The sequence below is a fragment of the Nocardia vulneris genome (assembly GCF_001613425.1).
GTDB lineage: Bacteria > Actinomycetota > Actinomycetes > Mycobacteriales > Mycobacteriaceae > Nocardia > Nocardia vulneris.
Map to the genome: position 1 here is coordinate 97,992 of NZ_BDCI01000020.1, position 23,526 is coordinate 121,517.

The 23,526-nt window shown below is 69.7% G+C and carries 22 protein-coding genes; 14 read left to right on the forward strand and 8 right to left on the reverse strand.

Features of this window, described 5'->3' with window-relative positions; all coding sequences use genetic code 11:
• Positions 1-7 precede the first annotated feature (7 nt).
• Together NVU01S_RS21775 and cofD are read right to left on the reverse strand one after the other, a co-directional pair.
• On the reverse strand, positions 8-1,363 hold the full coding sequence (locus NVU01S_RS21775) for a coenzyme F420-0:L-glutamate ligase (RefSeq protein WP_043673250.1): 1,356 nt from the start codon (positions 1,361-1,363) through the stop codon (positions 8-10).
• Positions 1,360-2,358 carry a 2-phospho-L-lactate transferase gene (gene cofD, locus NVU01S_RS21780; RefSeq protein ID WP_082032120.1) on the reverse strand — a complete coding sequence of 333 codons (999 nt, stop codon included), beginning with the start codon at positions 2,356-2,358 and terminating at the stop codon, positions 1,360-1,362. Before cofD ends, NVU01S_RS21775 begins: the two co-directional genes overlap by 4 nt.
• Positions 2,359-2,880: 522 nt before the next feature.
• Between cofD and NVU01S_RS21790 the strand changes: the two genes are divergently transcribed.
• From NVU01S_RS21790 to NVU01S_RS21820, 7 genes are all read left to right on the forward strand, one after another.
• Positions 2,881-3,114: a WhiB family transcriptional regulator gene (locus NVU01S_RS21790; RefSeq protein ID WP_029901515.1), complete on the forward strand. Its 234-nt coding sequence runs from the start codon at positions 2,881-2,883 to the stop codon at positions 3,112-3,114.
• 201 nt (positions 3,115-3,315) lie between these two features.
• On the forward strand, positions 3,316-3,795 hold the full coding sequence (locus tag NVU01S_RS21795) for a metallopeptidase family protein (RefSeq protein ID WP_162836687.1): 480 nt from the start codon (positions 3,316-3,318) through the stop codon (positions 3,793-3,795).
• A 140-nt stretch (positions 3,796-3,935) separates the two neighbouring features.
• Complete coding sequence (locus NVU01S_RS21800; RefSeq protein WP_041563073.1) at positions 3,936-4,316, forward strand: DUF3499 domain-containing protein; 381 nt, start codon at positions 3,936-3,938, stop codon at positions 4,314-4,316.
• Between the two features lie 52 nt (positions 4,317-4,368).
• Entirely contained in the window at positions 4,369-5,745 is a 1,377-nt protein-coding gene (locus NVU01S_RS21805; RefSeq protein WP_043673412.1) for a phosphomannomutase/phosphoglucomutase, read from the forward strand.
• Positions 5,746-5,971: 226 nt separating this feature from the next.
• Positions 5,972-7,174 carry a hypothetical protein gene (locus tag NVU01S_RS21810; protein ID WP_043673248.1) on the forward strand — a complete coding sequence of 401 codons (1,203 nt, stop codon included), beginning with the start codon at positions 5,972-5,974 and terminating at the stop codon, positions 7,172-7,174.
• Positions 7,174-8,442, forward strand: a complete 1,269-nt coding sequence (manA, locus tag NVU01S_RS21815; RefSeq protein WP_043673245.1) for a mannose-6-phosphate isomerase, class I — start codon at positions 7,174-7,176, stop codon at positions 8,440-8,442. The genes NVU01S_RS21810 and manA overlap by 1 nt, the downstream gene beginning before the upstream one ends.
• A gap of 79 nt (positions 8,443-8,521) precedes the next feature.
• Positions 8,522-9,433 (forward strand): cation diffusion facilitator family transporter, encoded by a 912-nt coding sequence (locus NVU01S_RS21820; protein ID WP_043673242.1) that lies wholly within the window; start codon positions 8,522-8,524, stop codon positions 9,431-9,433.
• A 148-nt stretch (positions 9,434-9,581) separates the two neighbouring features.
• On the opposite strand, the gene NVU01S_RS21825 is transcribed toward NVU01S_RS21820, so the two are convergent.
• Together NVU01S_RS21825 and NVU01S_RS21830 are read right to left on the reverse strand one after the other, a co-directional pair.
• Positions 9,582-11,033: a phytoene desaturase family protein gene (locus NVU01S_RS21825; RefSeq protein WP_043673241.1), complete on the reverse strand. Its 1,452-nt coding sequence runs from the start codon at positions 11,031-11,033 to the stop codon at positions 9,582-9,584.
• A 75-nt stretch (positions 11,034-11,108) separates the two neighbouring features.
• Positions 11,109-11,699, reverse strand: coding sequence for a TetR/AcrR family transcriptional regulator (locus tag NVU01S_RS21830; RefSeq protein WP_043673238.1), 591 nt, complete (start codon positions 11,697-11,699; stop codon positions 11,109-11,111).
• 106 nt (positions 11,700-11,805) lie between these two features.
• Between NVU01S_RS21830 and NVU01S_RS21835 the strand changes: the two genes are divergently transcribed.
• Both NVU01S_RS21835 and NVU01S_RS21840 read left to right on the forward strand, forming a co-directional pair.
• On the forward strand, positions 11,806-12,231 hold the full coding sequence (locus NVU01S_RS21835) for a DUF4267 domain-containing protein (RefSeq protein WP_043673235.1): 426 nt from the start codon (positions 11,806-11,808) through the stop codon (positions 12,229-12,231).
• Positions 12,232-12,395: 164 nt separating this feature from the next.
• On the forward strand, positions 12,396-12,611 hold the full coding sequence (locus tag NVU01S_RS21840) for a DUF4287 domain-containing protein (RefSeq protein WP_043673234.1): 216 nt from the start codon (positions 12,396-12,398) through the stop codon (positions 12,609-12,611).
• Positions 12,612-12,674: 63 nt separating this feature from the next.
• Here the strand turns inward: NVU01S_RS21840 and NVU01S_RS21845 are convergent, their stop codons facing one another.
• A complete protein-coding gene (locus NVU01S_RS21845; protein ID WP_043673409.1) occupies positions 12,675-14,042 on the reverse strand; it encodes a cation:dicarboxylate symporter family transporter in 1,368 nt (455 codons plus the stop codon).
• Positions 14,043-14,232: 190 nt separating this feature from the next.
• On the opposite strand from NVU01S_RS21845, the gene NVU01S_RS21850 reads away from it, so the two are divergent.
• Complete coding sequence (locus NVU01S_RS21850) at positions 14,233-15,720, forward strand: sensor histidine kinase (protein ID WP_052280783.1); 1,488 nt, start codon at positions 14,233-14,235, stop codon at positions 15,718-15,720.
• Complete coding sequence (locus tag NVU01S_RS21855; RefSeq protein ID WP_014987843.1) at positions 15,717-16,415, forward strand: response regulator; 699 nt, start codon at positions 15,717-15,719, stop codon at positions 16,413-16,415. The genes NVU01S_RS21850 and NVU01S_RS21855 overlap by 4 nt, the downstream gene beginning before the upstream one ends.
• A 48-nt stretch (positions 16,416-16,463) precedes the next feature.
• Here the strand turns inward: NVU01S_RS21855 and NVU01S_RS21860 are convergent, their stop codons facing one another.
• The 3 genes from NVU01S_RS21860 to NVU01S_RS21870 all read right to left on the reverse strand — a co-directional run bounded on the left by NVU01S_RS21860 (position 16,464) and on the right by NVU01S_RS21870 (position 20,180).
• Complete coding sequence (locus NVU01S_RS21860) at positions 16,464-17,771, reverse strand: cytochrome P450 (protein WP_043673228.1); 1,308 nt, start codon at positions 17,769-17,771, stop codon at positions 16,464-16,466.
• 192 nt (positions 17,772-17,963) lie between these two features.
• A complete protein-coding gene (locus tag NVU01S_RS21865) occupies positions 17,964-18,686 on the reverse strand; it encodes a TIGR03089 family protein (RefSeq protein WP_043673406.1) in 723 nt (240 codons plus the stop codon).
• Between the two features lie 18 nt (positions 18,687-18,704).
• The gene (locus tag NVU01S_RS21870; protein WP_444980755.1) at positions 18,705-20,180 is read right to left on the reverse strand and encodes an LCP family protein; all 1,476 of its coding nucleotides are present in this window, start codon (positions 20,178-20,180) and stop codon (positions 18,705-18,707) included.
• Positions 20,181-20,439: 259 nt separating this feature from the next.
• On the opposite strand from NVU01S_RS21870, the gene rfbD reads away from it, so the two are divergent.
• From rfbD to manB, 3 genes are all read left to right on the forward strand, one after another.
• Positions 20,440-21,351 (forward strand): dTDP-4-dehydrorhamnose reductase, encoded by a 912-nt coding sequence (gene rfbD / locus NVU01S_RS21875; protein WP_043673226.1) that lies wholly within the window; start codon positions 20,440-20,442, stop codon positions 21,349-21,351.
• Entirely contained in the window at positions 21,305-22,246 is a 942-nt protein-coding gene (locus NVU01S_RS21880; RefSeq protein WP_052280772.1) for a glycosyltransferase family 2 protein, read from the forward strand. The genes rfbD and NVU01S_RS21880 overlap by 47 nt, the downstream gene beginning before the upstream one ends.
• Positions 22,247-22,427: 181 nt before the next feature.
• The gene (manB, locus tag NVU01S_RS21885; protein ID WP_042264111.1) at positions 22,428-23,507 is read left to right on the forward strand and encodes a mannose-1-phosphate guanylyltransferase; all 1,080 of its coding nucleotides are present in this window, start codon (positions 22,428-22,430) and stop codon (positions 23,505-23,507) included.
• Positions 23,508-23,526 lie beyond the last annotated feature (19 nt).

A 23,526-nucleotide genomic window follows, 5' to 3' on the forward strand; every position in this document is an offset into this window, starting at 1 on the left:
ACCCGCCTCACAGCTCGACCAGCCCGAAATCGTTGCCCCGCACCGGACGTGGCGTCAGCTCGTCGAGCGGGTGACCGACAGCGATGGCGCCCAACGGATTCCAGTCGTCCGCCAGCCCGAGCACCTCCCGGGTGACCTCCGGGGCGAAGATCGTCGAGCCGATCCAGCAGCTGCCGAGCCCCTCGGTCGCCAACGCGACGAGCAGGCCCTGCACCGCGGCGCCGACCGCGACCGTGAACATGGTGCGCTCGTTGGCCCGGCGCCGTTCGTCCGGATAGTCGTGCGCGCCGTCGGGCACGCAGAACGGAATGATCACCTCGGGCGCACCGCGCAGAATGTCGCCGCGCGCGATCCGGCGCTCCACCCGGTCCGGCGCCAGCCCGTCGCCGGTGAGGTCGGTCCGCCACTTGTCCGCCATCGCGTCGAGCAGCCGCGCCCGCAGCTGCGCATCGCGCAGCCAGACGAACCGCACCGGCCGGGTGTGGTGTGGGGCGGGCGCGGTGAGCGCGACGGACACCGCGGCGCGTACCCGGTCCGGATCGACCGGCGCATCGGCGAACTGCCGCACCGAGCGGCGCAGCAGCACCGCCTCGCGGCGACCCTGCTCGATCGCCTCGGCGGTACCGAGCCAGAACAGGTCGTCGGTGCCGCCGCGCAGCAGGTCGGCGGCGGTCGAACCGTCGTCGGTGATCGGCAACCCGCGCACCACCGCCACCGGCACTCCGCCGAGCTTGCCCTTCACCAGGTCGGCCGCGGCGGCCAGTTCGTCGGCGACGGCCACCTGGGTCACCTGGAGTTCGTTGCCCTGCCCGTCGACGGCGCCCGCGTAGTCGTGCAGCACCCGCAACCCGGCGGAACCGATCGCGGTATCGATCTGGCCGCTGCGCCAGGCCCGGCCCATGGTGTCGGTGATGACCACGGCCACCTGCACACCCAGCCGCTGCGCCAGCTCGGCGCGCAGCACCCGCGCGCTCGCGTCGGGATCGGCGGGCAGCAGAACCAATTCGCCCTGTTCGACATTGGAGCCGTCGATACCGGAGGCGGCCTGCACGATGCCCAGCTTGTTCTCGGTGATCAGGGTGCGGCCCTTGCGCGCGAGCACCCGCACCGCCTCCTGTTCGACCAGCGCGCGGCGCGCGGCGTCGCGCTCCTCCGGATCGAGCGGCGCCTCGACGATGCGGCCCTCGACCTTGGCGACGATCTTGCTGGTGACCACCAGCACGTCGCCGTCGGCCAGCCACGACGCGCGGGCGGCGATGTGCTCGGCCAGATCGTCGCCGGGCCGGAACTCGGGCAGCCCGGTGATCGGCAGGATGCGCAGCTCCCCGGCCGCGTGGTCGGTCACGGTGTTCGCCTCGGTCACGGTTTCACTCCCGCCAGGTCGAGCGCCTCGCGCACCATCTCCGCGGTGGTGGGCGGATCGGTCATCAGCAGCGGCACGCTACGCACCTCGACACCGGGCACCTCGGCGGTATCGGTGGAGTGGATCAGCCAGCCGTCCAGGATGCCGGTGGCCGAGCGGGCGCCGTAGTAACGGCCGATCGCTTCGGCGGTGGTCTCCACCCCGATCACGGACAGGCATTCATCCGCCATCCCGCGCAACGGCTTCCCGTCGATCACGCCGGACACGCCGATCACCTTGGCGGTGGTGGTGCGCAGCGCGCCGCGAATTCCGGGCACCGCGAGGATGGCGCCGATGCTCACCACCGGGTTCGACGGAGCGAGCAAGACCACATCCGCGGACTCTATGATCTCGGTCACACTCGGCGCCGGTTTGGACTCTTCGGCCCCGATTGTGGCGAATCCATGGGTCTCGATGTTCGCGCGGTACCGAACCCACCACTCCTGGAAATGGATCGCGCGACGTTCGCCAGGGTTGTCCGGGTCACTGACAACCACGTGCGTTTCACACCGATCGTCGGTCGCCGGGACCAGTTTCACGCCCGGCTGCCACCGGTTGCAGAGCGCCTCGGTGACCGCGGAGAGCGGGTACCCCGCGCGCAGCATCTCGGTGCGCACCAGGTGGGTGGCGATATCGCGATCCCCGAGCCCGAACCAGTCCGGCTGCGCATGGTATTTCGCCAGCTCTTCCTTGGCGTGCCAGGTTTCGCCGACCCGCCCCCAGCCGCGGTCGGTATCGATGCCGCCACCCAGGGTGTACATGCAGGTATCGAGGTCGGGGCAGATCCGGAGGCCGTGCATCCAGACGTCGTCACCGACATTCACGATCGCGGAGACATCGGCCTCGGGCAGCAGTTCCCGGACCCCCTGGAGGAAACGCGCACCACCGACACCACCGACGAGAACGGCAATCCGTGGCCCGGTTACGGGCTCGGCATCCGCTTGATGAACAGTCACATCCGCACAGCCTATGCGTTGCCGGAGCGGGCGATGTTCATCGGATATTTGCTGGTCATTTGCCCTACTCCGCCTCAAGATCATCTTGGAAGGCGTTCGCGGATAGTAACGGAATAGCGACGGCCGCTTGACCATCGACACGTCCGGCGTGTCTAATCACAGTCATGTCATTTCGGGTTCGCGCGAGAGTTCAAGGCGCGAACGGCTTTTCGAACAGATGTTCGCATCGGGATGACGAGCTCGGGGACGTCCGCGGGACAACGTCGCGGGGTATGGCCGTCGGTAGGCGTGTTGGTCCGACGGAACGAATCATTCTGCGCTAACACACAGTGAGGAGGCGGAGCGATGGCCAACGAGATGGTCTCGCCGACCGATTCCACAGCAGGCGCAGCACGTGGCGTCTGCGCAGAAAACGGCTGGAAGGATCACGAGGGGGGTGACGAAGTCTCGACGCCGCGGCTCGACTCGGGCGACGAAGTCTCGCCGCCCCGGCTCAGCCTGGTCGTCACGGGCTTCGACGAGATGTTCGAATCCATCGAAGAGCAGTGGCAAGAGCGCGCCCTGTGCGCACAGACCGATCCGGAGGCGTTCTTCCCAGAGAAGGGCGGCTCGACTCGCGAGGCGAAGCGGATCTGCATGGGCTGCGAGGTACGTGACGAGTGCCTGGAATACGCACTCGCCCACGATGAGCGTTTCGGCATCTGGGGTGGCCTCTCCGAGCGGGAGCGCCGCCGCCTGAAGCGCGGCATCGGCTAGTTCGCCCCTCGGGATGACCCCCGAGTTATCCGAACGCGAGAACTCGCCACGGCGACAACGGAACTCGCTTCGACACGGGTAGCTCCGGGGGTAGCCCCGAACCGCAGCGGCAGGCCGCCCGAGACCCCGGCGGCACGCACCGCGACCTGCGCGGACCGCACTGGGTGCACGGGCACCGAGCGAGCTGGCTAGTTTTATCCCATGGCACGTTCCCGGAATCGTCGTCCGCCGACCGCACGGTCGGTCATCCGCCGTGGTCGCGGGGTACGCGGACCGATGCTGCCGCCCACCGTGCCCGCCTGGCGCACCCGGGGCCAGAAATTCGACCGGCTGGTGCTCGAGGCGTTCGCGCCGCTGGACACGCGCTGGCACGACCGGCTCACCAAGCTCGATATCGCCGTCGACGACGTGCCGAAAATCCGTCCGCTGCACCCTGATTCGGTCACCTGGCCGGACGAGGTGGTCGCCGACGGACCGGTGCCGCTGTCCCGGCTCATCCCGGCCGGCGTCGACCGGCACGGCGCGGCCACTCGCGCGCGGGTGGTGCTGTTCCGCAAACCGCTCGAACTGCGCGCCAGCGACCCCGACGACCTGGTCGACCTCCTGCGCGAGGTGCTGGTCCAGCAGATCGCCACCTATCTCGGCGTGGACCCGGATGTGATCGATCCCGAACCCGAGTAGGAACGCACCCAGCCGGCGCCGCCACGGCAACGAATGTCGTTGCGCGACACTCCCCTGCGTGGGCCAGTATTTGCCCGATTCCTGAGCGTGTCTGTCCACATCGGGCCGCCAGGAGGGTTACTCTCATCGGCGTGATCCCCATGCGTCGTTGCTGCCGTCCAGGTTGCAAGAATCCGGCCGTCGCGACGCTCACCTATGTGTACTCGGACTCGACGGCCGTGGTCGGACCGCTCGCCACCGTCGCCGAACCGCACTCCTGGGATCTCTGCGAAACCCACGGCTCCCGGATCACCGCCCCCAAAGGCTGGGAGATGGTCCGGCACGAGGGCGGATTCTCCTCCAGCACACCGGATGACGACGATCTGACCGCGCTCGCCGAAGCCGTTCGCGAAGCCGGCCTGCGCCGCCGCCCGCCGGAACCGGATCAGCGCGGCTACCGCGACTACGCGCCGCCGCCGCAGCGCACCACCCGCACCGGTCGCCGGGGCCACCTCCGGGTACTGCCCGACCCGCCGTCCTGAACAAACCAGGACCGGGTCAAGCCGTCGCCACGGGGGCACTAGGGTGAAGGGCATGACTGTCGCCCGCTCTGCCGAGTTCGTCAACGCGGTGATCAAGGCATACGACGTTCGCGGTGTGGTCGGCGAACAGATCGATGCCGAATTCGTCAGGGACATCGGCGCTTCGTTCGCCCGGCTGATGCGCGCGGAAGGTGCGCAACGGGCCGTGATCGGCCATGACATGCGCGAATCCTCCCCCGCGCTGTCGCAGGCCTTCGCCGACGGCGTGCTCGCCCAGGGCCTCGATGTGGTGCACATCGGGCTGGCCTCCACCGATCAGCTGTACTTCGCCTCCGGCCGGCTGGACTGCCCCGGCGCCATGTTCACCGCAAGCCACAACCCGGCCCGCTACAACGGCATCAAGATGTGCCGCGCCAAAGCCCTTCCGGTAGGCCAGGACACGGGCCTGGCCACGATCAAGGACGAGGTCGCCACGGGCGTGCCCGCCTACGAGGGCCCGCACGGCACCGAAACCACAGTGGACCTGCTCGACGACTACGCGGCGTTCCTGCGCGGCCTGGTCGATCTCGGCGCGGTCCGCCCGCTCACCATCGCGGTGGACGCGGGCAACGGCATGGGCGGGCACACGGTGCCCGCGGTGTTCCGCACGCTGCCGCAGGTGACGATCGTTCCGCTGTACTTCGAACTGGACGGGTCCTTCCCGAACCACGAGGCCAATCCGCTCGATCCCAAGAACCTGGTCGATCTGCAGGATCTGGTGGTCAAGTCGGGCGCCGACATCGGCCTCGCCTTCGACGGCGACGCGGACCGCTGCTTCGTGGTGGACGAGCAGGGCGACCCGGTCTCGCCGTCCGCGATCACCGCGCTGGTCGCCGAGCGCGAACTGGCCAAGGAGCCGGGCGGGGTCATCATCCACAACCTGATCACCTCGCGCGCGGTGCCCGAACTGGTCACCGAACTCGGCGGCACCCCGGTGCGCACCCGGGTCGGCCACTCGTTCATCAAGCAGCAGATGGCCTCGACCGGCGCGGTGTTCGGCGGTGAACATTCCGCGCACTACTACTTCCGCGACTTCTGGGGCGCCGACTCCGGCATGCTCGCCGCGCTGCATGTGCTGGCCGCGCTCGGCGAACAGGACCGGCCGGTGTCGGAACTGATGGCGGCCTACGAAACGTATGCGGCCTCCGGAGAGATCAACTCCACAGTGGCGGACGCGCAGGAGCGGACCTTGGCGGTGGTGGCGGCTTTCGCGAGCCGGACGGTCTCGGTGGACCGGCTCGACGGGGTCACCGTGCAACTCGCCGACGACGCCTGGTTCAATCTGCGCGCGTCCAACACCGAGCCGCTGCTGCGGCTCAACGTCGAGGCCAGATCGCCGGAGGAAGTAGACGTACTCGTGACCGAGATCCTGAGCATCGTCCGGTCCTGACTGGAATAGTGGAATCAGGGCGGATGAAATCACAAGCTCAGGATTCAGCGATCGGGAGAGCCGGCGGCTCGGCCCGGGACCGGGAACCCGAGCATCGACCGCTCCCGACTGGAATAGTGGAATCACAGGCCCTGGATTCGCCCGACTCGGGCCCGGCGTGGCAGCTGACCCGGGTGGGAGCAAGGGCGGAAACGACTCAGCGCGATGAGGGGAGGTGGGACGCCCGATGATCGCTGGAACACCGGTGCTCGACCTCGACGATGCCGCTTCACTCGAGGCAGCCGATACCGCGGGCGCCCTGCGTTCGGCGGCCTCCGGCGGTGCTCAGGTCCGAGCCACGGCAGCTGCCGTCGCCGAGGACGCCCTGGCCCGCCTCGCCGGTCTGCGACCACGCAGCGTGGTGCTCGTCTCCGGCGCCGGCCGGGCCGCGCGGGCCGCGAGCCTGCTGGTCGCCGCGCTCGGTGACCGCGCGGGTCTGCCCGTGGTGCCGGTCGCCGCGCTGCCGCCCTGGGTCGGTCCGCTCGACGTCGTCCTGGTCTCCGGCGACGACGCCGGCGACCCCCGCCTGACCGACGCGGTGGACCGCGCGCTGCGCCGCGGCGCCGAGGTGGTCGTCGCGACCCCGATCGAAGGCCCGATGCGCGCCGTCGCGGCCGGCCGGGCCGCCGTGCTCGCACCCCGGGTGCCGGTGCTGGACCACAACCGGCTGCTGCGTTTCGTCGCGGCGGGCATCGCCGTCTTGCAGATCGTCGACCCCGGCCGCAGCGCGACGCTCGTGCCCGACCTCACCGCGCTCGCCGATATTCTCGACGCGGAGGCGCTGCGCGACGGTCCGGCCAACGAGGTCTTCCGCAATCCGGCCAAAACCCTCGCCGCCCGCATGCATCAGCGCGGCGTGGTGCTGACCGGCGACTCCCCCGCCGCGGCCCAACTGGCCGAGCACGGCGCGGAGGTGCTGCTGCAGTCGGCGGGCCGGGTCGCCACCGCGGTGGATCTGGCCGAGGCCGTTGCCGCCAGAGCCCGGATGACCGAGGTGGCAGGCGAATCCGCGCCCGGCTACGATCCGCTCTTCCACGACGAAGAACTCGACGGCCCCGTCCAGGTGGAACGGATGCGGGTGTTCGTGCTCAGCACCGATGCCGACCAATCCGCCGCGCGCCGCCGGATCGCGGTGTTCGGCGGCGGCGAGGCGAGCCTGGTCGACGCCGATCTGGTGAACGCCGACGTCGATCTGCTGCACACCGGCCTCACCGATCCGTCCGTGCCCGCACCGCCGCGCACCGAGGAACCCGCGTCCGGCGCAGGCGGCGAGGTGGAACAGCTCGCCGTGCTCGCGTTGCGACTGGACATGGCCGCCGCATACCTACGGCTGATCGGAACTCGCGGCACCGCGACCGAGAGCCAAGGGCAGTTCGGGGGCAGCTACTAGTGCACGAACTCGTTGGTGCGCTGCGCTCGTACGCCTGGGGCTCGCGCACCGCGCTCGCTCAGTTGTGCGGCCGACCGGTACCGTCCGCCCACCCCGAAGCCGAACTCTGGTTCGGCGCGCATCCCGCCGATCCCGCGCACGTCCGGATCGCGGATCACACCACCTCGCTGCTGGACTTCGTCGCGGCCGACCCGATCCGCGAACTCGGCCCGGCCGCCGCGGAATTCGGCGGCAAGCTGCCGTTCCTGCTCAAGATCCTGGCCGCCGAGGAGCCGCTCTCGCTGCAGGCGCATCCGAGTGCGGCGCAGGCGCGCGCGGGCTTCGAGCGGGAGAACCGGACCAACGTGGCGTTGGACTCACCGATGCGCAACTACCGCGACGACAACCACAAGCCCGAACTGGTGGTGGCGCTGGACCGGTTCGAGGCGCTGGCCGGTTTCCGCGACCCGCACCGCACCGTGGAGCTGCTGCGCGCGCTGCAGGTGCCCGGCCTGGAGTCGTATGCGAACCTGCTTGCCGCGCAGCCGGACTCGGACGGTCTGCGCACCCTGTTCACCACCTGGATCACGCTGCCGCAGCCGGTGCTGGCCACCCTGCTGCCCGCGGTGCTGGACGGCTGTGTGCAGTACCTGTCCGGAAAAGGCAAGCGCGAGTTCACCGCCGAGGCCCGCACCGCGCTGGAGCTGGCCGAGGCCTATCCCGGGGACGCCGGCGTGCTCGCGGCGCTGCTGTTGAACCGGCTGACCCTGGAACCGGGGCAGGGCCTGTTCCTCGCGGCCGGCAACCTGCACGCCTACCTGCGCGGGCTCGGCGTGGAGATCATGGCCAACTCCGACAACGTGTTGCGCGGCGGGCTCACCCCCAAGCACGTCGACGTGCCGGAACTGTTGCGGGTGCTGGACTTCGAGCCGATCGATCTACCGGTCGTGCTGCCCGAGCCCGCCGGTGATGGCTCGGTGCGCTACACGACGCCGGCGCCGGAATTCGCGCTGCGCCGCTTCGATCTCGTCGCCGGTTCCGGTCAGGTGCCGCTCACCGCGGCCGGGCCCGGCATCGTGCTGTGCACCGCGGGTTCGGTCCGCTTGCTGCAGGGCAGCACCGAATTGGCGTTGCCGCGCGGTGCCGCGGCGTGGATCTCGGCCACCGACACCGACATTCGCGCCCAGGCGCCCGACGGCGACGCGCAGCTGTTCTGCGCGTGCGTCGGCGGGGTGGGCGCCGCGGGTCTGCCCGCCACCCTGACCGGGACCGATCAGCACCGCGGATAAACCCGGGCATCGGCTGTCCGACGGCCGCGACACGCTAAGTTAGCCAGGTTCGGGCAATTCGAGAAAGGGCGTCCAGGGCATGTCGGCTGGTGGTGGCAAGAAGGCGATCCTCGCCGCGTTGACGGCGAACGCGGGCATCGCCGTCGCGAAGTTCATCGGTGCGGCGATCACCGGTTCCGCGTCGATGCTCGCCGAGGCGGTGCACTCGGTGGCCGACACCTCCAACCAGGGTCTGCTGCTGCTCGGCCAGCGCCGTGCCGAGCAGGAAGCCGACGCGCTGCATCCGTTCGGTTACGGACGCAACCGCTACTTCTACTCGTTCATCGTGGCGCTGGTGCTGTTCACCATCGGCTCCATCTACGCCGTCTACGAGGGCATCCACAAGATCCAGCATCCGGAGGATCTGACCTCGCCGATCGTCGCGATCGTCATCCTGCTGATCGCCATCGGCCTGGAGACCTACAGCTTCACGACCGCGATCCGGGAATCCAAGCCGCTCAAGGGCGGTGCGAGCTGGTGGCGGTTCATCCGCACCTCGCGCAGCCCGGAACTGCCGGTGGTGCTGCTGGAGGACACCGGCGCGCTGGTGGGCCTGATCTTCGCCTTCATCGGTGTCGGGCTGACGATGGTCACCGGCAACCCCGTCTGGGATGGCGTAGGCACGCTGGCCATCGGTCTGCTGCTCGGCGTCATCGCCGTCATCCTGATCATCGAGATGCAGAGCCTGCTCATCGGCGAGGGGGCCACGCCGGAGGAGGATCGGCTGATCCGGGAGAACCTGGTCGACGGCACCCGCATCGACCGCGTGATCCACCTCAAGTCCCAATACCTCGGTCCCGAAGAGCTTTTGGTCGCCGCCAAGATCGGCGCGGCGCCCGGCCTCGATGTCGCCCAGCTCGCCGCGGCCATCGACGACGCGGAGGCCCGCGTCCGCGCCGCGGTGCCCGCCGCCCGCGTCATGTACCTCGAACCGGACCTGTACCGCACGTAGGCACTTCCCGCACCGATTCTGCCGCCACGCACCCGCTACGGCGGGTCGTACCGGGTGCGGCAACGCAGAACTGGTGCGGGAACGCAAGCCCGGTGCGACAGCGCAAACCGTTGTGACGGAGCAGAACTGGTGCGGCGGCTCAGGCCGGCTACGCGCGGAGTAGGTCCAGTGGGTCGGTGGTGATGCCGAAGCGCCGGCGCAGCGCGTGCCGGGCGGCGTGCACGCCGGACATGCCGTGCACGCCGGGGCCGGGTGGGGTCGACCCGGAACACAGGTAGACGCCGGGAAGTGGTGTCGCGTACGGGTTCCAGCCGGCGATCGGACGGAAGGCGAACTGGCGCAGCGTCATCGCGCCCGCCGAGATATCGCCGCCGACGTAATTCGCGTTGTGCGAAGGCATCTCGGCCGCCGTGTAGACGTGCTTGGCCAGGATCAGGTCGCGGAAGCCGGGCGCGAAGCGTTCGACCTGCGCGATCACCGTTTCGCTGACGTCCCGCGTGGAGCCGTTCGGCACGTGTGCGTAGGTGTAGAAGGTGTGCTGCCCGGCGGGGGCGCGCGACGGATCGACCACGCCGGGCTGGATGGACAGCACGTAGGGCCGTGCCGCGTGCTGCCCGGCGGCCACCGCGCGTTCGGCGGCCATCGCCTCGGCCCGCGTGCCGATCAGGTGCGCGGTGCCCGCCTGCGCCATCCCCTCCGCCTGCCAGGGCACCGGCCCGGCGAGCGCGAAGTCGACCTTGCAGGCGGCGCCACCGTAGCGAAACTTGTTCAGCCGCTGCACATAGCGGTCCGGCAGCCGATGCCCGGCCAGCCGGATCAGCTCGGCGGGCGCGAGGTCGAGCAGCACGGCGCGGGCGCTGTCGAACTCGCCGAGCGAGTCGATCCGGGTCTTGGTGTGCACCCGGCCGCCGAGGCGTTCGAGTTCGGCGCTGAGCGCATCGGGAATCGCCTGGCTGCCGCCGCGCGGGATCGCCCAGCCACCGGCGTGCGCCAGCGTGCCGAGCATCAGCCCGGCGCCCGCGGCGGGGATGGCACGCGGCGGCGTGATCGCGTGCGTGGCCACGCCGGTCAGCAGCGCGGCGGCGGTCTCCTCGTGAAACCTGATGTTCCACAACGGCGTTCCCTGTTCCAGGGTGCGCAGGCCGAAACGCGTGGCGGTCAGCAGATCCTTCGGCAGCCGGCGCAGGTCCGACATCGCCAGGTCGACGACCGAGTCCCAGTTCTCGACCAACGGACCGAACAGTTTTCGCCAGGTCGAGCCGTCCCGGCCCAGGCCCGCGGCGGTGCGGTCGAGATCGCGCCATGCGATGCCCGCCGTGCCGCCGTCCATGGGATGCGCGTAGGACGCCTCCGGGATCAGCAGCTCGACGCCGTGCGCCGCGAGGTCGAACGCGCGAAAGAACGGTGACGCCAAGGCCATCGGATGCGCACCGGCGCAGATGTCGTGCCAGAAGCCGGGCAGGGTCAGTTCCGCCGTGCGCGATCCGCCGCCCGCGGCGTCCTCCGCCTCGTACACCTCCACCGCGAGCCCGGCTTTCGCCAGGATCACCGCGGCGGCGAGTCCGTTGGGTCCGGAGCCGACTACCACAACATCAGGCATGCCTCCCACGCTACCGGCCCGGGAATCGGACGCACGGAATCGTGTTTCGGCACACCGTCGCACTCGGCGCGGCGGCTACGCCGAATCGGCGCCCACCGCGCTCAGCCATTCGGCGACGAGAATCTCGAGCCGCTGATCGCGCAGCTCCGGCCGCAGCCGATGGCCGCGATCCAGGGTCGCCAAACCGTGGATCGCGCTCCAGGCCACCTCCGTGCGGGCGCCGAGTTCGGCGTCGTCGACGAATGGCCGGAACATCGCCTCCAGTTCGGCGAACGCGTCCTTGAGCGGCTGCGGGGCGTCCAGGCCGAAGACCAGATCGATGTTCATCGAGAACATGGCGTCGTAGCGGGCCGGGTGGGCGGCCGCGAAATCCAGGTACGCGCGGGCCACCCGGGCCATCGCGTCGGCGGGGCCCGCGGCGGCGGCGTGGGCCCGGCGCATCTCGCCGGTGAGGTCGATGATGCCCTGCTCGGCGACCGCGGCCACGATCGCCGATTTGCCCGCGAAGTGGCTGTACAGCACGGGCTGGCTGTATTCGATGCGTTCGGCCAGTTTGCGCACCGTCACCGCCTCCCAGCCCTGCGTTTCCGCCAGTTCCCGCGCGGTGTCGATGATCCGCTGGTGGCGTTCGGCTCGTTCACGTTCCTTGCGCGTCTGGGGGCTCACGAAGAGAAATCCTAGCAGCGCTAGACAAGCTCGGCCCGGATGCCCTATCGTCGCTCTTGAACCTAGCGCCGCTAGAATTCAGAGCATCATCGAGGAGCCTCCCGCCATGACCATCTCCCGCATCGCCACCGCATTCTCGCTCGCCGGCGCGGCGTTCATCCTCTACATCGGGATCAGCTACCTGTTCACGCCCGAGGTCATCGCCCCCGGCTTCGGCCTGCCCGCCTGGCCAGACGGCGAGGAGGCCGCGTTCCTGAACCTGAAAGGCGTGCGCGACACCGTGTTCGGCGTGCTCATCCTGGTGCTGCTCGCCATGCGGCAGCGCTACGCGCTCGGCATCGTCACGCTCGTCGTCGCCCTGGTGCCGGTCGGCGACATGCTCACCGTGCTCAGCCGGCACGGTTCCACGGCCGCGGCCTTCGGCATCCACGGTCTCACCGCCGCCTTCGTCGCGGGCACCGGCGCGCTGCTGCTGCGGGAGCACCAGCTCGCGCGCCGCTCGGCCCCGGCGCGTCAACTCGTCAACGCCTGACCCCGCGCACAACAGCCCGGTACCGCGCGGTACCGGGCTGTTGTGCTCGCGTAGAACAGCATTCGCGGCACTGGTGACCCGCACCACACTCCGCGGCCCGGCGATGAATTCCGCAGATCTCCCCCGTCCATACCTTCGAACACCGCCCGAGCCCAGGAGAGACCATGGCAACCAAGCCGCACGGCCCCGCGTCCTACTTCCCCTCGATCGAAGCCAAGTACGGCCGCACCATCGACGAGTGGCTGAGCACCCTGCGCGATTCCGGCATCACCGCGCACAAGGCCCTGGTCGAATGGCTGAAGTCGGAGCACGCCATGGGGCACGGGCACGCCACCGCGCTCGCCCAGTACCACCTCAACCCGGCGAAGTGGGCCTCCTGAACCCACCCCTGCACGCGCGAAGGGCCCGCAGATCCTGCGGGCCCTTCGTGTTTCACAGTGCAGCTATGCGCGAACCAGGTCCGTGGTGTCGGGCTCCTGCTGCGGCTGCGCGCCGTGGTCGTGATCGACCATGGTCTGTTCATCGAACGGCAGCTTGCGGTCGAGTACCTCGCGCACGCGGTCGTTGTCGATGGTCTTGGTCCAGGTACCGATGAGCACGGTGGCCACGGCATTACCGGAGAAATTGGTGAGGGCCCGGGCCTCGGACATGAAGCGGTCGATGCCGACGATCAAGCCGACGCCGTCCAGCAGTTCGGGCCGATGGCTCTGCAACCCGCCGGCCAGCGTCGCCAGCCCCGCGCCGGTGACCCCCGCGGCGCCCTTCGAGGCGATGATCATGAACAGCAGCAGGCCGATCTGCTCGCCGATGCTGAGCGGTTTGCCCATCGCGTCGGCGATGAAAATAGAGGCCATGGTCAGGTAGATTGCAGTGCCATCCAAATTGAACGAATACCCGGTCGGCACAACCACACCCACGGTCGTCCGCTCGACGCCCATGTGCTCCATTTTCGCGATCAGCCGAGGCAGCGCGGATTCGGAGGACGACGTCGCGACGATCAGCAGGTACTCACGCGCCAAGTAGCGGACCAGTTTCAGCACCGACACCCGCGACACCGACCACAGCACGACGCCGAGCACACCGAAGACGAACACCAAACAGGTCAGGTAGAACGCGATCATCAACGTGCCCAACTTCACCACGGCGTCGAGCCCGGTCTTGCCGACCACGTTGGCGATCGCACCGAACGCGCCGATCGGCGCCAGCCACAGGATCATCACCAGGATGCGGAACACCAGCTTCTGCAGCAGGCCGATGCCGCGCAGGATCGGCTCGCCGGTCTTGCCCATGGCCTGCAGGGCGAAACCCGACAGCACCGCGATGAAAAGGGCCTGCAGGACGCTGCCCGAGGTGAGCGAGGAGAACAGCGTCGTCGGGACGATGTCGCTGATGAATTTCCAGGTGTCGCCTGCTTTTTCGGCCGTGGTGGCGAGATCGTGGCCCGCCTTGGTGGTCGAGGCGATGTTCAACCCGGTGCCCGGCTGCAGCAGATTGCCGACGACCAGCCCGATGCCGAGCGCGAAGGTCGACATCACCAGGAAGTACCCGATGGCCAGGCCGCCGACCTTGCCGACCGTGGCCGCGGTCCGGATGGAACCGATGCCGAGCACGATCGTGCAGAAGATGACCGGCGCGATCATCATCTTGATCAGGTTCACGAAGATGGTGCCGAGCGGAGCAACAGCCACCCCGAAGCCGGGTGCACGCCAACCGACGAGAATGCCCGCGACGACCGCCACGATGACGGCCAGGTACAGCCAGTGGGTCCGGTCGCGCTTCTTCGGTGCTGCTTGTGGTGTTGCTTCGGTCATGCGATTGGTGTCCTCCGAGGTGGTGCCGACGTGAGGTGCCTCACGACCCCCAGGCAGAATGATGGCCGTGCAGGTGACACCGGTCACGGTTTGGTGCATTACGTTCAGCGGCGGAAGGCAGTAATTGAGACGCGGTCGGCTATCCCTGGCCGGTCAGGCCTTCGCGCTGCAGCTGATCGTGTTGACCCTGATGGTCATCGTCGGCGCGGTGCTCGCGGTCGTCGACGCGCGCCATCACAGCGACGTGACCACCACCCGCGAGGTGAGGGATGTCGCGGTGAGCATCGCTGAGGCACCGTCCACCCTCTCGGCCGTCTACTCGACCGACCCGACCCGGCTGCTGCAACCGGTCACCGAGCGGGTCCGGTTGTCGACCGGCATGGATTTCCTGGTGGTCATGGCGCCGGACCGGACCCGGTACACCCACACCAACCCGGACATGATCGGCAAGCCGTTCAGCGGGAACATCGATCGCGCGCTGGCCGGGGAGACCTTCACCGAGACGTTCACCGGCACCCTGGGCCCCTCGATCCGCGCGGTGGCGCCGGTCTACGACGGCAACCGGGTGGTCGCGCTGGTGTCGGCCGGGGTGACCCGGGCCAAGATCGGCGATCAGGTCGCCACGCAGCTGCCGCTGATCCTCGGCGTCGCCGCGGCGGGCCTGATCGTCGCGGGCAGCGGCTCGTTTCTGCTGAGCCGCAGGCTGCGCAGGCAGACCCACGGACTCGCACCCGCCGAACTGCGCGCACTCTACGAACAGCACGACGCCGTACTGCACTCGATCCACGAGGGCCTGGTGGTGTTCGGCATGGCGGGCGAGCGCGCGGAGGTGGTGAACGACCAGGCCCGCGAGCTGCTCGGGCTGCCCGCGGGCGAGGTGCGCCGCGGCGACCTGCCGGTCTCCATGCAGCAGATGAGCTGGGGCGTGGTGCGCGACGAGATGCACGTGACCGGGGACCGCATCCTGCTCATCAACCAGGACATCGTCACCTGGGAGGGCAGACCGATCGGCACCGTGATGACGATCCGCGATCACACCGAATTGCGGGAGGTGATGGGCGAACTCGATTCGGTGCGCAGCTTCGCCGAATCGCTGCACGCGCAGGCGCACGAATCCGCCAACCGGCTGCACACCGTGGTCACCATGGTGGAGCTCGGCCGCTACCGCGAGGCCGTCGCGTTCGCCACCTCGGAACTCGAACTCTCCCAGACCCTCATCGACCGGCTGTTCGCCGCGGTGGGCGCGCCCGCGCTGGCCGCACTGCTGCTCGGCAAGGTGAACCAGGCCAACGAGCGCAGCGTCGAATTGACCGTCACCGAGGAGACCGCGCTCGACTCGATCGAGCCGCTCTCGCCGCAGGAGATGGTCACCCTGGTCGGCAACCTGACCGACAACGCCATCGACGCCGCCGCGGAGAGCCCGAACGGCTGGGTGGAAGTGACACTGCGGCAACAAGATTCGGCACTGTACCTGCGGGTCGCGGACAGCGGCCCCGGCATGTCCGAGGAGATATTCGACCGCGCGTCCCAGCGCGGCTATTCGACCAAGGCCGACCATCACGGACTCGGCCTCGCGCTGGTGCACCGCCTGGTGGCCCGGCACGGGGGGACCATTCGTACCGACCTAGATCCGGAAAGCGCGGTTACCGTGACGATTCCGCGAAAGGACGCACAGTGATCCGAGTGCTGATCGTCGAGGACGAACCCCTCATCGCCGAGGCGCACCGCGCCTACGTGGACCGCATCGAGGGCTTCGTCCCCGTCGGCGTGGCGCACACCGGCCGGGAGGCGATGCGCGCCGCCGCCGACAACGCGGCCGAGGGCACCCCGATCGACCTGGTGCTCATGGACATCGGCCTACCCGACGCGAGCGGGCTCGATGTCGCGGCGGCGCTGACCGGCCTCGCGCCGCGTCCGGACGTCATCGCCATCACCTCCGCTCGCGACCTCGCGATGGTGCGCACCGCGGTCTCGCACGGCGTGGTGCTGTATCTGCTGAAGCCGTTCACCTTCGCGGCCTTTCGCGACAAGCTGGACCGCTACCGGGAATTCCGCACCGCGCTGCCCGCCGGCGAGACCGCGGTGTCCCAGCACGACATCGACCGTGCCCTCAGCGCGCTGCGCACCCCGGACCAGCGCGCCACCACCCCCAAAGGCGTTGCGCCGCAAACACTCGACGAGATCTCCCGGACCGTGCGCGCGGCACCGGAGGGCATCACCGCCGCGGACACCGCGACCACCATCGGCGTCTCCCGCATCACCGCGTGGCGCTACCTGGAGAAGCTCGCCGACGACGGCCTGGTGACCCGCCGCTCCGACTACGGCCGCGCGGGCCGCCCCAAGACCCGCTACGTCTGGAAATCCAAGACCTGAACGGGGTTTCGCCGACGAGACCGGCGCGACGGGCCTGCTCGATCGACCTCAGACCGTCGCGGGTTCCGTGGCGGAGACGCTGCGGCCGAGGCGGACCGGCAGCTGCTCGTAGCCGTGCAGCGTGAACAGTTCCCGGCGCTGCGGCGTGCCGTCCAGCCGCAGGTCGGGAAAGCGTTCGAACAGGGCGCGCAGGGCGTGCACGCCTTCCATCCTGGCCAGGCTCGCGCCCAGACAGACGTGGATGCCGCTGCTGAAGGTCAAGTGCTCCTTGGCATTCGGCCGGCCGACATCGAAGCGCTGCGGTTCGGTGAACATCGCGGGATCGCGGTTCGCGCCCGCGAGCGACAGCACGATGGTCTCGCCCGCCCGGATTGGCACGCCGCCGACCTCGGCGTCGCGGACCGCGGTGCGCGCGGTGGTCTGCACCGGGGCATCGAAGCGCAGCACCTCTTCGACCGCGTTGGGCCACAGCTCCGGCTCCTCGCGCAGCCGGGCCAGCTGGTCCGGGTGGGCGATCAGCTGCACCACCCCGTTGCCGATGAGGTTGACCGTGGTCTCGAAGCCGGCACCCATCAGCAGGCTCGCGGTGGCCTTGAGTTCCAGGTTGTTCAGTTCGCCCGCACTCACCAGGGTGCTCAGGATGTCGTCGCCGGGCGTGCGGCGCAGCCGGGCGATGTGCTCGTCGAGGTAGCTGTTCATCACCTCCATCGCCGCCATCGCGCGCCGGTGCGCGCGCCAGGAGATGCCGAGGTCGAGCAGCGGGGTCGTCAGATCGCCCCAGCGCAGGAACAGTTCCCGGTCCTTGTCGGGGAAGCCGAGCATCTCGGAGATGATCGCGATCGGCACCTGCGCGGCGTACGCGCTGATCAGGTCGGCGGACCCGCCGGCGGGCAGCGTCGCGAGCAGCTCCGTGGTGACCGTCTCGACCCGCTCGCGCAGCCGGGCGATGGCGCGCGGCGTGAACGCCGAGGCCACCGGCTTGCGCATCCGGGTGTGTTCCGGCGGGTCGATCACCAGCATCGAGGGCGGCTCCACCGGGTTCGGCGGCAGCGGGAAATACCTGGCCAGCTTCTGGATCGGGCCGGGGATATCGAAGTTCTCGGTGGTGCGCACGCCGAATCGGCTGTCGCGCAGCACGCCTCGGCACAGCTCGTAGTCGAAGGTGGCCCAGGACAGCGCGGTGCGGATGATCCGGCCCTCGCCGCGCAGCTGCTCGATCAGCGGATAGGGATTGCCGAAGCCGGTGGGCCCGCCGAGCAGTTCGGCGAACGGCTCGCCGCGTTTGGCCTGCCTGCGTAGCACCAGGCGGGGCGCGCCCTGCACGGACAACCAGCGGAACCAATACTGCGGCTTCATAGTTCACCAACTCCGTCGTTGTGCCTGATGACCACCGTACGGAACCCGGTCAGAATGTGGAACGTGCCCCAGTCGGACTTCGACCTATACCGCGGTAGGAGTCCGTCGACAGCAGAGCGCCAGATCCCGCAGAACCACACCCAAAGTACTGCGCCCACCCCGCGCCGCGTACCGGTCCGGCGAAATCCGGGCTCACCCGCGCTGCGCGGTGACCTTCTCCGCTTCGATGCGCCGCTCGCGCAGCGCCGGATCGGGATTGGCGACCTGGACCAGGCTCGCGCCCGCGGCCAGCACGGCGATGAAACCGTCGATCAGCTCGGCGGGGGTGTCCCACGGCGTGCTGGACAGCACCCGGTCGCCTTCGGAAATGCCTTGGCGCATAGCGGATTTCTTCGCCTCGGCGAGGACCTCCGGGACGGTCATGCCGTCGAGCGCCGCGCCCGCGCCCGCGGGCCGGAACTGGTCGCCGTGCACGCGTACCGAGGTGGCGAAGTCGGTCACGCCGATCGGCAGGTCGCGCACCGGGGCGCCGAGCGCGTCCAGCGACAGCGCCGCGACCTCGGCCACCTGCTGGGTGTCGTCGAGCCGGTCGGGCGTCACCAGGGCGAGTTCGGCGTCGTCGTCCGGGCGCAGCACCACCTCGGTACCCGCCCACCAGCAGCCGAGCAGAACGGCGGCGGTCTGCCAGTGCGCGGGCAGCAGCACCGCGATCCGGGCGCCGGGGCTGAGCCCGAATTCGTCCCTGACCAGGTTGGCCGTCTTGGCGGCCCAGTTCGCCAGGGTCAGCCCGGACAGTTCGATCCGGGCGCCGGTGGCATCGTCGTAGTAGGTCACGCGCGGGCCGGCCGGCTCACGCTCGAGAATCGGGTCGAGCACCCGCTCGGTCAGGGTGAGCGACTCTTGGAATTCACGCATCGACTGATTCACGCCTGTCTAGTTCACGCATTTCGGTCCGTTCTGGCCTGCGTCGATCGGTGGGGCGGGCGGGACTGGCGTGGCGGTGGCGCTCGACGTTCCGGAGAAGTCGAACATGCTCCCAGCCGCCGAACCCGGACCAGAATAGTCGCTCGCCAGCACGACGCTCACCGAATCCGGGGACAGGGAGGTGTCGGCCAGCACCGGCAGCCCGCCGAGCGCCTTCGCCACCGCCTTGGCCTTGGCGTCGCCGGTGTTCGCGGCGAGCACCCGGCTGCTCGTCACGTTCGGACCGGTGTAGTTGCCGACCAGCCCTTCATGAAACCCCTTGCCGGTCAACGCCTGTGCCACCTTGCCCGCCAGGCCGCCGATGCCGCTGGCGTTGTACACGCTGACGGTCACCGTGGCCGGATCCAGGGTGGGCTCGGCGGCCGTCTCCTCGGACTTGCCGTCGACCAGCGACGACACATACGACTTGACCGCGGCGGGATCGACCCGCACCACCGATTCGCCGCCCGCGGTCATGTAGTTCAGATCGGTGACCGGAATGGTCTCGAACTTCACCTGACCGCCCGAAAGGTCTTGCAGCTGTTGCAGGAACGCGAGCACGTCCCAGTCGTCGTCGAGCACCACCGTGCGGCCGACGGCGTCGCTGAGCTGCTTCATCCGTCCCGGATTGCTGAGCGTCCTGGCGCTGAGCACCTGACCGACCAGCTGGGCCATGAACACCTGCTGGCGCACGATCCGGTCCAGGTCGCCGCGCGGCAGATTGTGCCGCTGCCGCACGAAACTCAACGCCGCGGGGCCGTCCAGGCGCTGGCGTCCGGCCGGGAAGTCGGCGCCCGACATCCACTCGTCGACCGGGTTGTTCAAACAGACCTCGACGCCGCCGACGGCATCGGTGAGCAGCACGAAGCCGAGCAGGCTCACCTCGGCGTAGTGGTCGACACTGATGCCGGTGAGCGTGGCCACGGACTTGATCAGCGCCTGGCGGCCGGCCTTGGTGGACTGCTTGTCCGCCTCGTCCTCCGCGACGCCCTGGTTGATCAGCTTCAGCCGCTGGGTCTCCTTGGTGGCGCCGTAGGCCGAATTGATCTTGCCCTTGCCCAGATCGGGGATGTCGACATAGGAGTCGCGCGGGATCGAGATCGCGGTCGCGGAGCGCCCGTCGTTCGGCACCCGGATCAGCACGATGGTGTCGGTGTTCGTGCCCACCTCGTCGCCCGCGTGCAGCATCGCGCGTTCCCGGTCGCTGAGCGGATTGCCGTGTGCGTCGGTGCGACTGTCCACGCCGACGAGCAGGATGTCGACGGCGCCGTCGCGGCCGCCGCCGAGTCCGAGTCCGCCGATGCGCTCGATATTGGAGATCAGGCTGTCGACGCTGTGCCAGGCGAAACCGGTGATGACGAACACCACGGCGGCGACCACCGCGGCCAGCGCGCGCAGCGGACCGCCGGCGGGCAGCGGCGATTCAGCGCCGCGCGGCCGGGTCACCGTGCACCTTCCGCGCCGCGGCTAACCTGCAACCTCTCGACAACTCGACATCCTTTCGACACGCTCTGGGTCTGCTTCCGCCACGCGGTCTGCTCGACCACCCCACCTTTCCATAACCCCCGCAACCATTTGGCAAACATCGCCGCGCCACGCACGCGAGTCGGGGGCGCCTGCTCGAAGGCTAACGAATACCGCCGGTCCGACCGGCAATCCGCAGGTGTGGCGGCGTGCCCGCGCCCGCGTGCCAGACTTGACAACTGTGACGACCTCGACACCGCCCGGCCCCGTCGCACCCGCGAGTCTGGTCGTGACGGGAGCCCGCGGACAGCTCGGGCGGGAACTGCTGCGGCTCGCGCCCGCCGCGCGCGCGCTGAGCCGCGCCGATCTGGACATCACCGACCCGGACGCGGTCGCCGCCGCGCTCCGGCCGGGGGCCGTGGTGCTCAACTGCGCCGCCTACACCGCGGTCGATCAGGCCGAGACCGAGATCGCCGCGGCGTTCGCGGGCAACGAGACCGGACCGGCCGTGCTCGCCGCCGCCTGCGCCCGGGCCGGGGCGCGGCTGATCCACGTCTCCACCGACTACGTTTTCGCGGGGACCGGCGCACGCCCCTACGAGACCACCGACCCGACCGGGCCGGTCACGGTCTACGGACAGTCCAAACTCGCGGGCGAAAAGGCCGTGCTGGCGCTCGCGCCGCAGGCGCACGTGGTGCGCACCGCATGGGTATACACCGGGCACGGCAGCGATTTCGTCGCCACCATGCGCCGGCTGGAACGCGAACGCGACACCGTCGATGTGGTCGACGACCAACTCGGATCACCCACCTACGCCGCCGATCTCGCCGCCGCGCTGCTGGAATTGGCCGGGCGGCCCGACGCCCCGCGCCTGCTGCACGCCACCAACGCCGGGCAGGCCAGCTGGTTCGAGCTCGCGCGCGCGGTGTTCGCGGCGGTGGGCGCCGATCCGGCCCGGGTGCGCCCGTGCGATTCGTCCGCGTATCCGAGACCCGCACGGCGCCCGGCATATTCGGTGTTGTCGCCGCGGGCCTGGCACGACGCGGGGCTCACCCCGCTGCGTCCGTGGCGAGCCGCGCTGGACGAGGCGCTGTCCCGCTCGTCCGATGGACTGGGTCCGGCCGCGACCACTAGGCTCAGCGGCCGTGAGTGATTCCGATTCCGCCAGCGCGGGCCTGGCCGTCGTCACGGTGACCTATTCACCCGGCGAACACCTCGAGCACTTCATCACCACGCTGGCCGATGCCACGACCGAGAAGCCACAGGTGATCCTCGCCGACAACGGCTCCACCGACGGGGTGCCGGAGCTGGTCGCCGAGGCCAACTCGCACGTGCGACTGCTACGCACCGGCGGCAACATCGGCTACGGCGGCGCGATCAACCGCGCTGTCGCCGAGATCGATCCGGCCATCGAATTCATCGTGATCGCCAACCCCGACATCCGCTGGGGCACCGACGCCATCGACCAGTTGCTCGCCGCCGCGCAGCGCTGGCCGCGGGCCGGCGCGGTGGGCCCGCTGGTGCTGGAACCGGACGGCAGCGTCTACCCGTCGGCGCGCCGGGTGCCCGGACTGCTCGACGGCGCGGGGCACGCGATCCTCGGCACGGTGTGGAAGACGAATCCGTGGACCCGTCGTTACCGGCAGGAGAACGAGGAGATCTCCGAGCGCGCGGTCGGCTGGCTGTCCGGCTCCTGCCTGCTGGTGCGGCGCGCGGCCTTCGACTCGATCGACGGTTTCGACTCGCGCTACTTCATGTACATGGAGGACGTCGACTTCGGCGACCGGATGGGCAAGGCGGGCTGGCACAACGTGTTCGTGCCCTCGGCCGAGGTCACCCACGCCAAGGGGCACGCCGCGGGACGGCACCCGGAGAAGATGCTGCCCGCCCACCACGCCAGCGCCTACCGCTTCCAGGCCGACCGGCACCCGCACTGGTGGCAGCTGCCGCTGCGGCTGGCGCTGCGCGCCGGACTTGCGGTGCGCTCCCGGATTGCGGTTCGATCGGCGCTGCGCCAACAGGCGCGGGAAGCGGGTCACCCGGCCTAGCGCGCGAAACGGGTATCCCGATACCAGGGCAGCTGAGCGGCAGGCCTGGGAAAACTCATCGATTCGGCGGTTGCTGAGCGACAATGGCGCAGGGCCGTCGTACACGGCGGCCCGGTGCACCTCAGGCGGGCCGAACCTCGGCGCGCGCAACACTCGATCCACTGTGAACAGGGGACCTTGAATGGCAGGAAATGCAGGCACCGACGCCGTGATCCTGGTGGGCGGGCAGGGGACGCGGCTGCGCCCGCTGACCCTCTCGGCACCGAAGCCGATGCTGCCGACGGCCGGGCTGCCGTTCCTGACGCATCTGCTCGCCCGCATCGCGGACGCAGGCATCACCCACGTCGTGCTCGGCACCTCGTTCAAGGCGGAGGTGTTCGAGGAGCATTTCGGTGACGGCGCCGAGCTCGGCCTCGACATCGAATACGTCACCGAGACCGAGCCGCTCGGCACCGGCGGCGGCATCCGCAACGTACTGCCCAAGCTGCGCGCCGACACCGTGATGGTGTTCAACGGCGACGTGCTCGGCGGCACCGAACTCGGCGCGGTGCTCGACACGCACGAGTCCACCAATGCCGACGTCACGCTGCACCTGGTCCGGGTCAGCGATCCACGCGCGTTCGGCTGTGTGCCGACCGACGCGGACGGCCGGGTCACCGCGTTCCTGGAGAAGACGCAGGATCCGCCGACCGATCAGATCAACGCCGGCTGCTACGTCTTCCGGCGCGAATACATCGAGAAGATCCCGTCCGGACGCCCGGTGTCGGTGGAGCGCGAGGTGTTCCCCTCGTTGCTCGCCGAGGGCGCGCGCGTGCAGGGGCATGTCGACTCCTCCTACTGGCGCGATATGGGCACCCCCGAGGACTTCGTGCGCGGCTCCGCCGATCTGGTCCGCGGTATCGCCCCCTCGCCCGCGCTGCCCGGCCAGCGCGGCGAATCGCTCGTCCACCCGGGCGCGGGTGTCGCACCGGGCGCGCTGCTCATCGGGGGCACCGTCGTCGGTCGCGGGGCCGAGGTCGGCGCGGGCGCCCGGCTCGACGGCGCGGTCATCTTCGACGGCGCGGTCATCGAAGCGGGCGCGACGGTCGAGCGCTCGATCATCGGCTTCGGCGCCCGGATCGGTCCGCGCGCGCTGGTGCGCGACGGCGTCATCGGTGACGGCGCGCAGGTGGGTGCCCGCTGCGAGCTACTACGCGGCGCCCGGGTCTGGCCCGGCGTCGAGATTCCCGACGGCGGTATCCGCTTCTCCACCGACGTCTGATCCGCCGGCCCGAAAAGCT

Bases quoted from the DNA above. Each gene is read 5' to 3' on its own strand.
- NVU01S_RS21840 (WP_043673234.1), top strand. From the start codon at position 12,396: ATGGCAACCAAGCCGCACGGCCCCGCGTCCTACTTCCCCTCGATCGAA.
- NVU01S_RS21860 (WP_043673228.1), bottom strand. From the start codon at position 17,771: ATGAAGCCGCAGTATTGGTTCCGCTGGTTGTCCGTGCAGGGCGCGCCC.
- NVU01S_RS21880 (WP_052280772.1), top strand. From the start codon at position 21,305: ATGGACTGGGTCCGGCCGCGACCACTAGGCTCAGCGGCCGTGAGTGAT.
- NVU01S_RS21865 (WP_043673406.1), bottom strand. From the start codon at position 18,686: ATGCGTGAATTCCAAGAGTCGCTCACCCTGACCGAGCGGGTGCTCGAC.
- NVU01S_RS21825 (WP_043673241.1), bottom strand. From the start codon at position 11,033: ATGCCTGATGTTGTGGTAGTCGGCTCCGGACCCAACGGACTCGCCGCC.
- NVU01S_RS21820 (WP_043673242.1), top strand. From the start codon at position 8,522: ATGTCGGCTGGTGGTGGCAAGAAGGCGATCCTCGCCGCGTTGACGGCG.
- NVU01S_RS21800 (WP_041563073.1), top strand. From the start codon at position 3,936: ATGCGTCGTTGCTGCCGTCCAGGTTGCAAGAATCCGGCCGTCGCGACG.
- NVU01S_RS21790 (WP_029901515.1), top strand. From the start codon at position 2,881: ATGTTCGAATCCATCGAAGAGCAGTGGCAAGAGCGCGCCCTGTGCGCA.
- NVU01S_RS21805 (WP_043673412.1), top strand. From the start codon at position 4,369: ATGACTGTCGCCCGCTCTGCCGAGTTCGTCAACGCGGTGATCAAGGCA.
- NVU01S_RS21835 (WP_043673235.1), top strand. From the start codon at position 11,806: ATGACCATCTCCCGCATCGCCACCGCATTCTCGCTCGCCGGCGCGGCG.
- NVU01S_RS21845 (WP_043673409.1), bottom strand. From the start codon at position 14,042: ATGACCGAAGCAACACCACAAGCAGCACCGAAGAAGCGCGACCGGACC.
- NVU01S_RS21810 (WP_043673248.1), top strand. From the start codon at position 5,972: ATGATCGCTGGAACACCGGTGCTCGACCTCGACGATGCCGCTTCACTC.
- NVU01S_RS21850 (WP_052280783.1), top strand. From the start codon at position 14,233: ATGGTCATCGTCGGCGCGGTGCTCGCGGTCGTCGACGCGCGCCATCAC.
- NVU01S_RS21795 (WP_162836687.1), top strand. From the start codon at position 3,316: ATGGCACGTTCCCGGAATCGTCGTCCGCCGACCGCACGGTCGGTCATC.
- manB (WP_042264111.1), top strand. From the start codon at position 22,428: ATGGCAGGAAATGCAGGCACCGACGCCGTGATCCTGGTGGGCGGGCAG.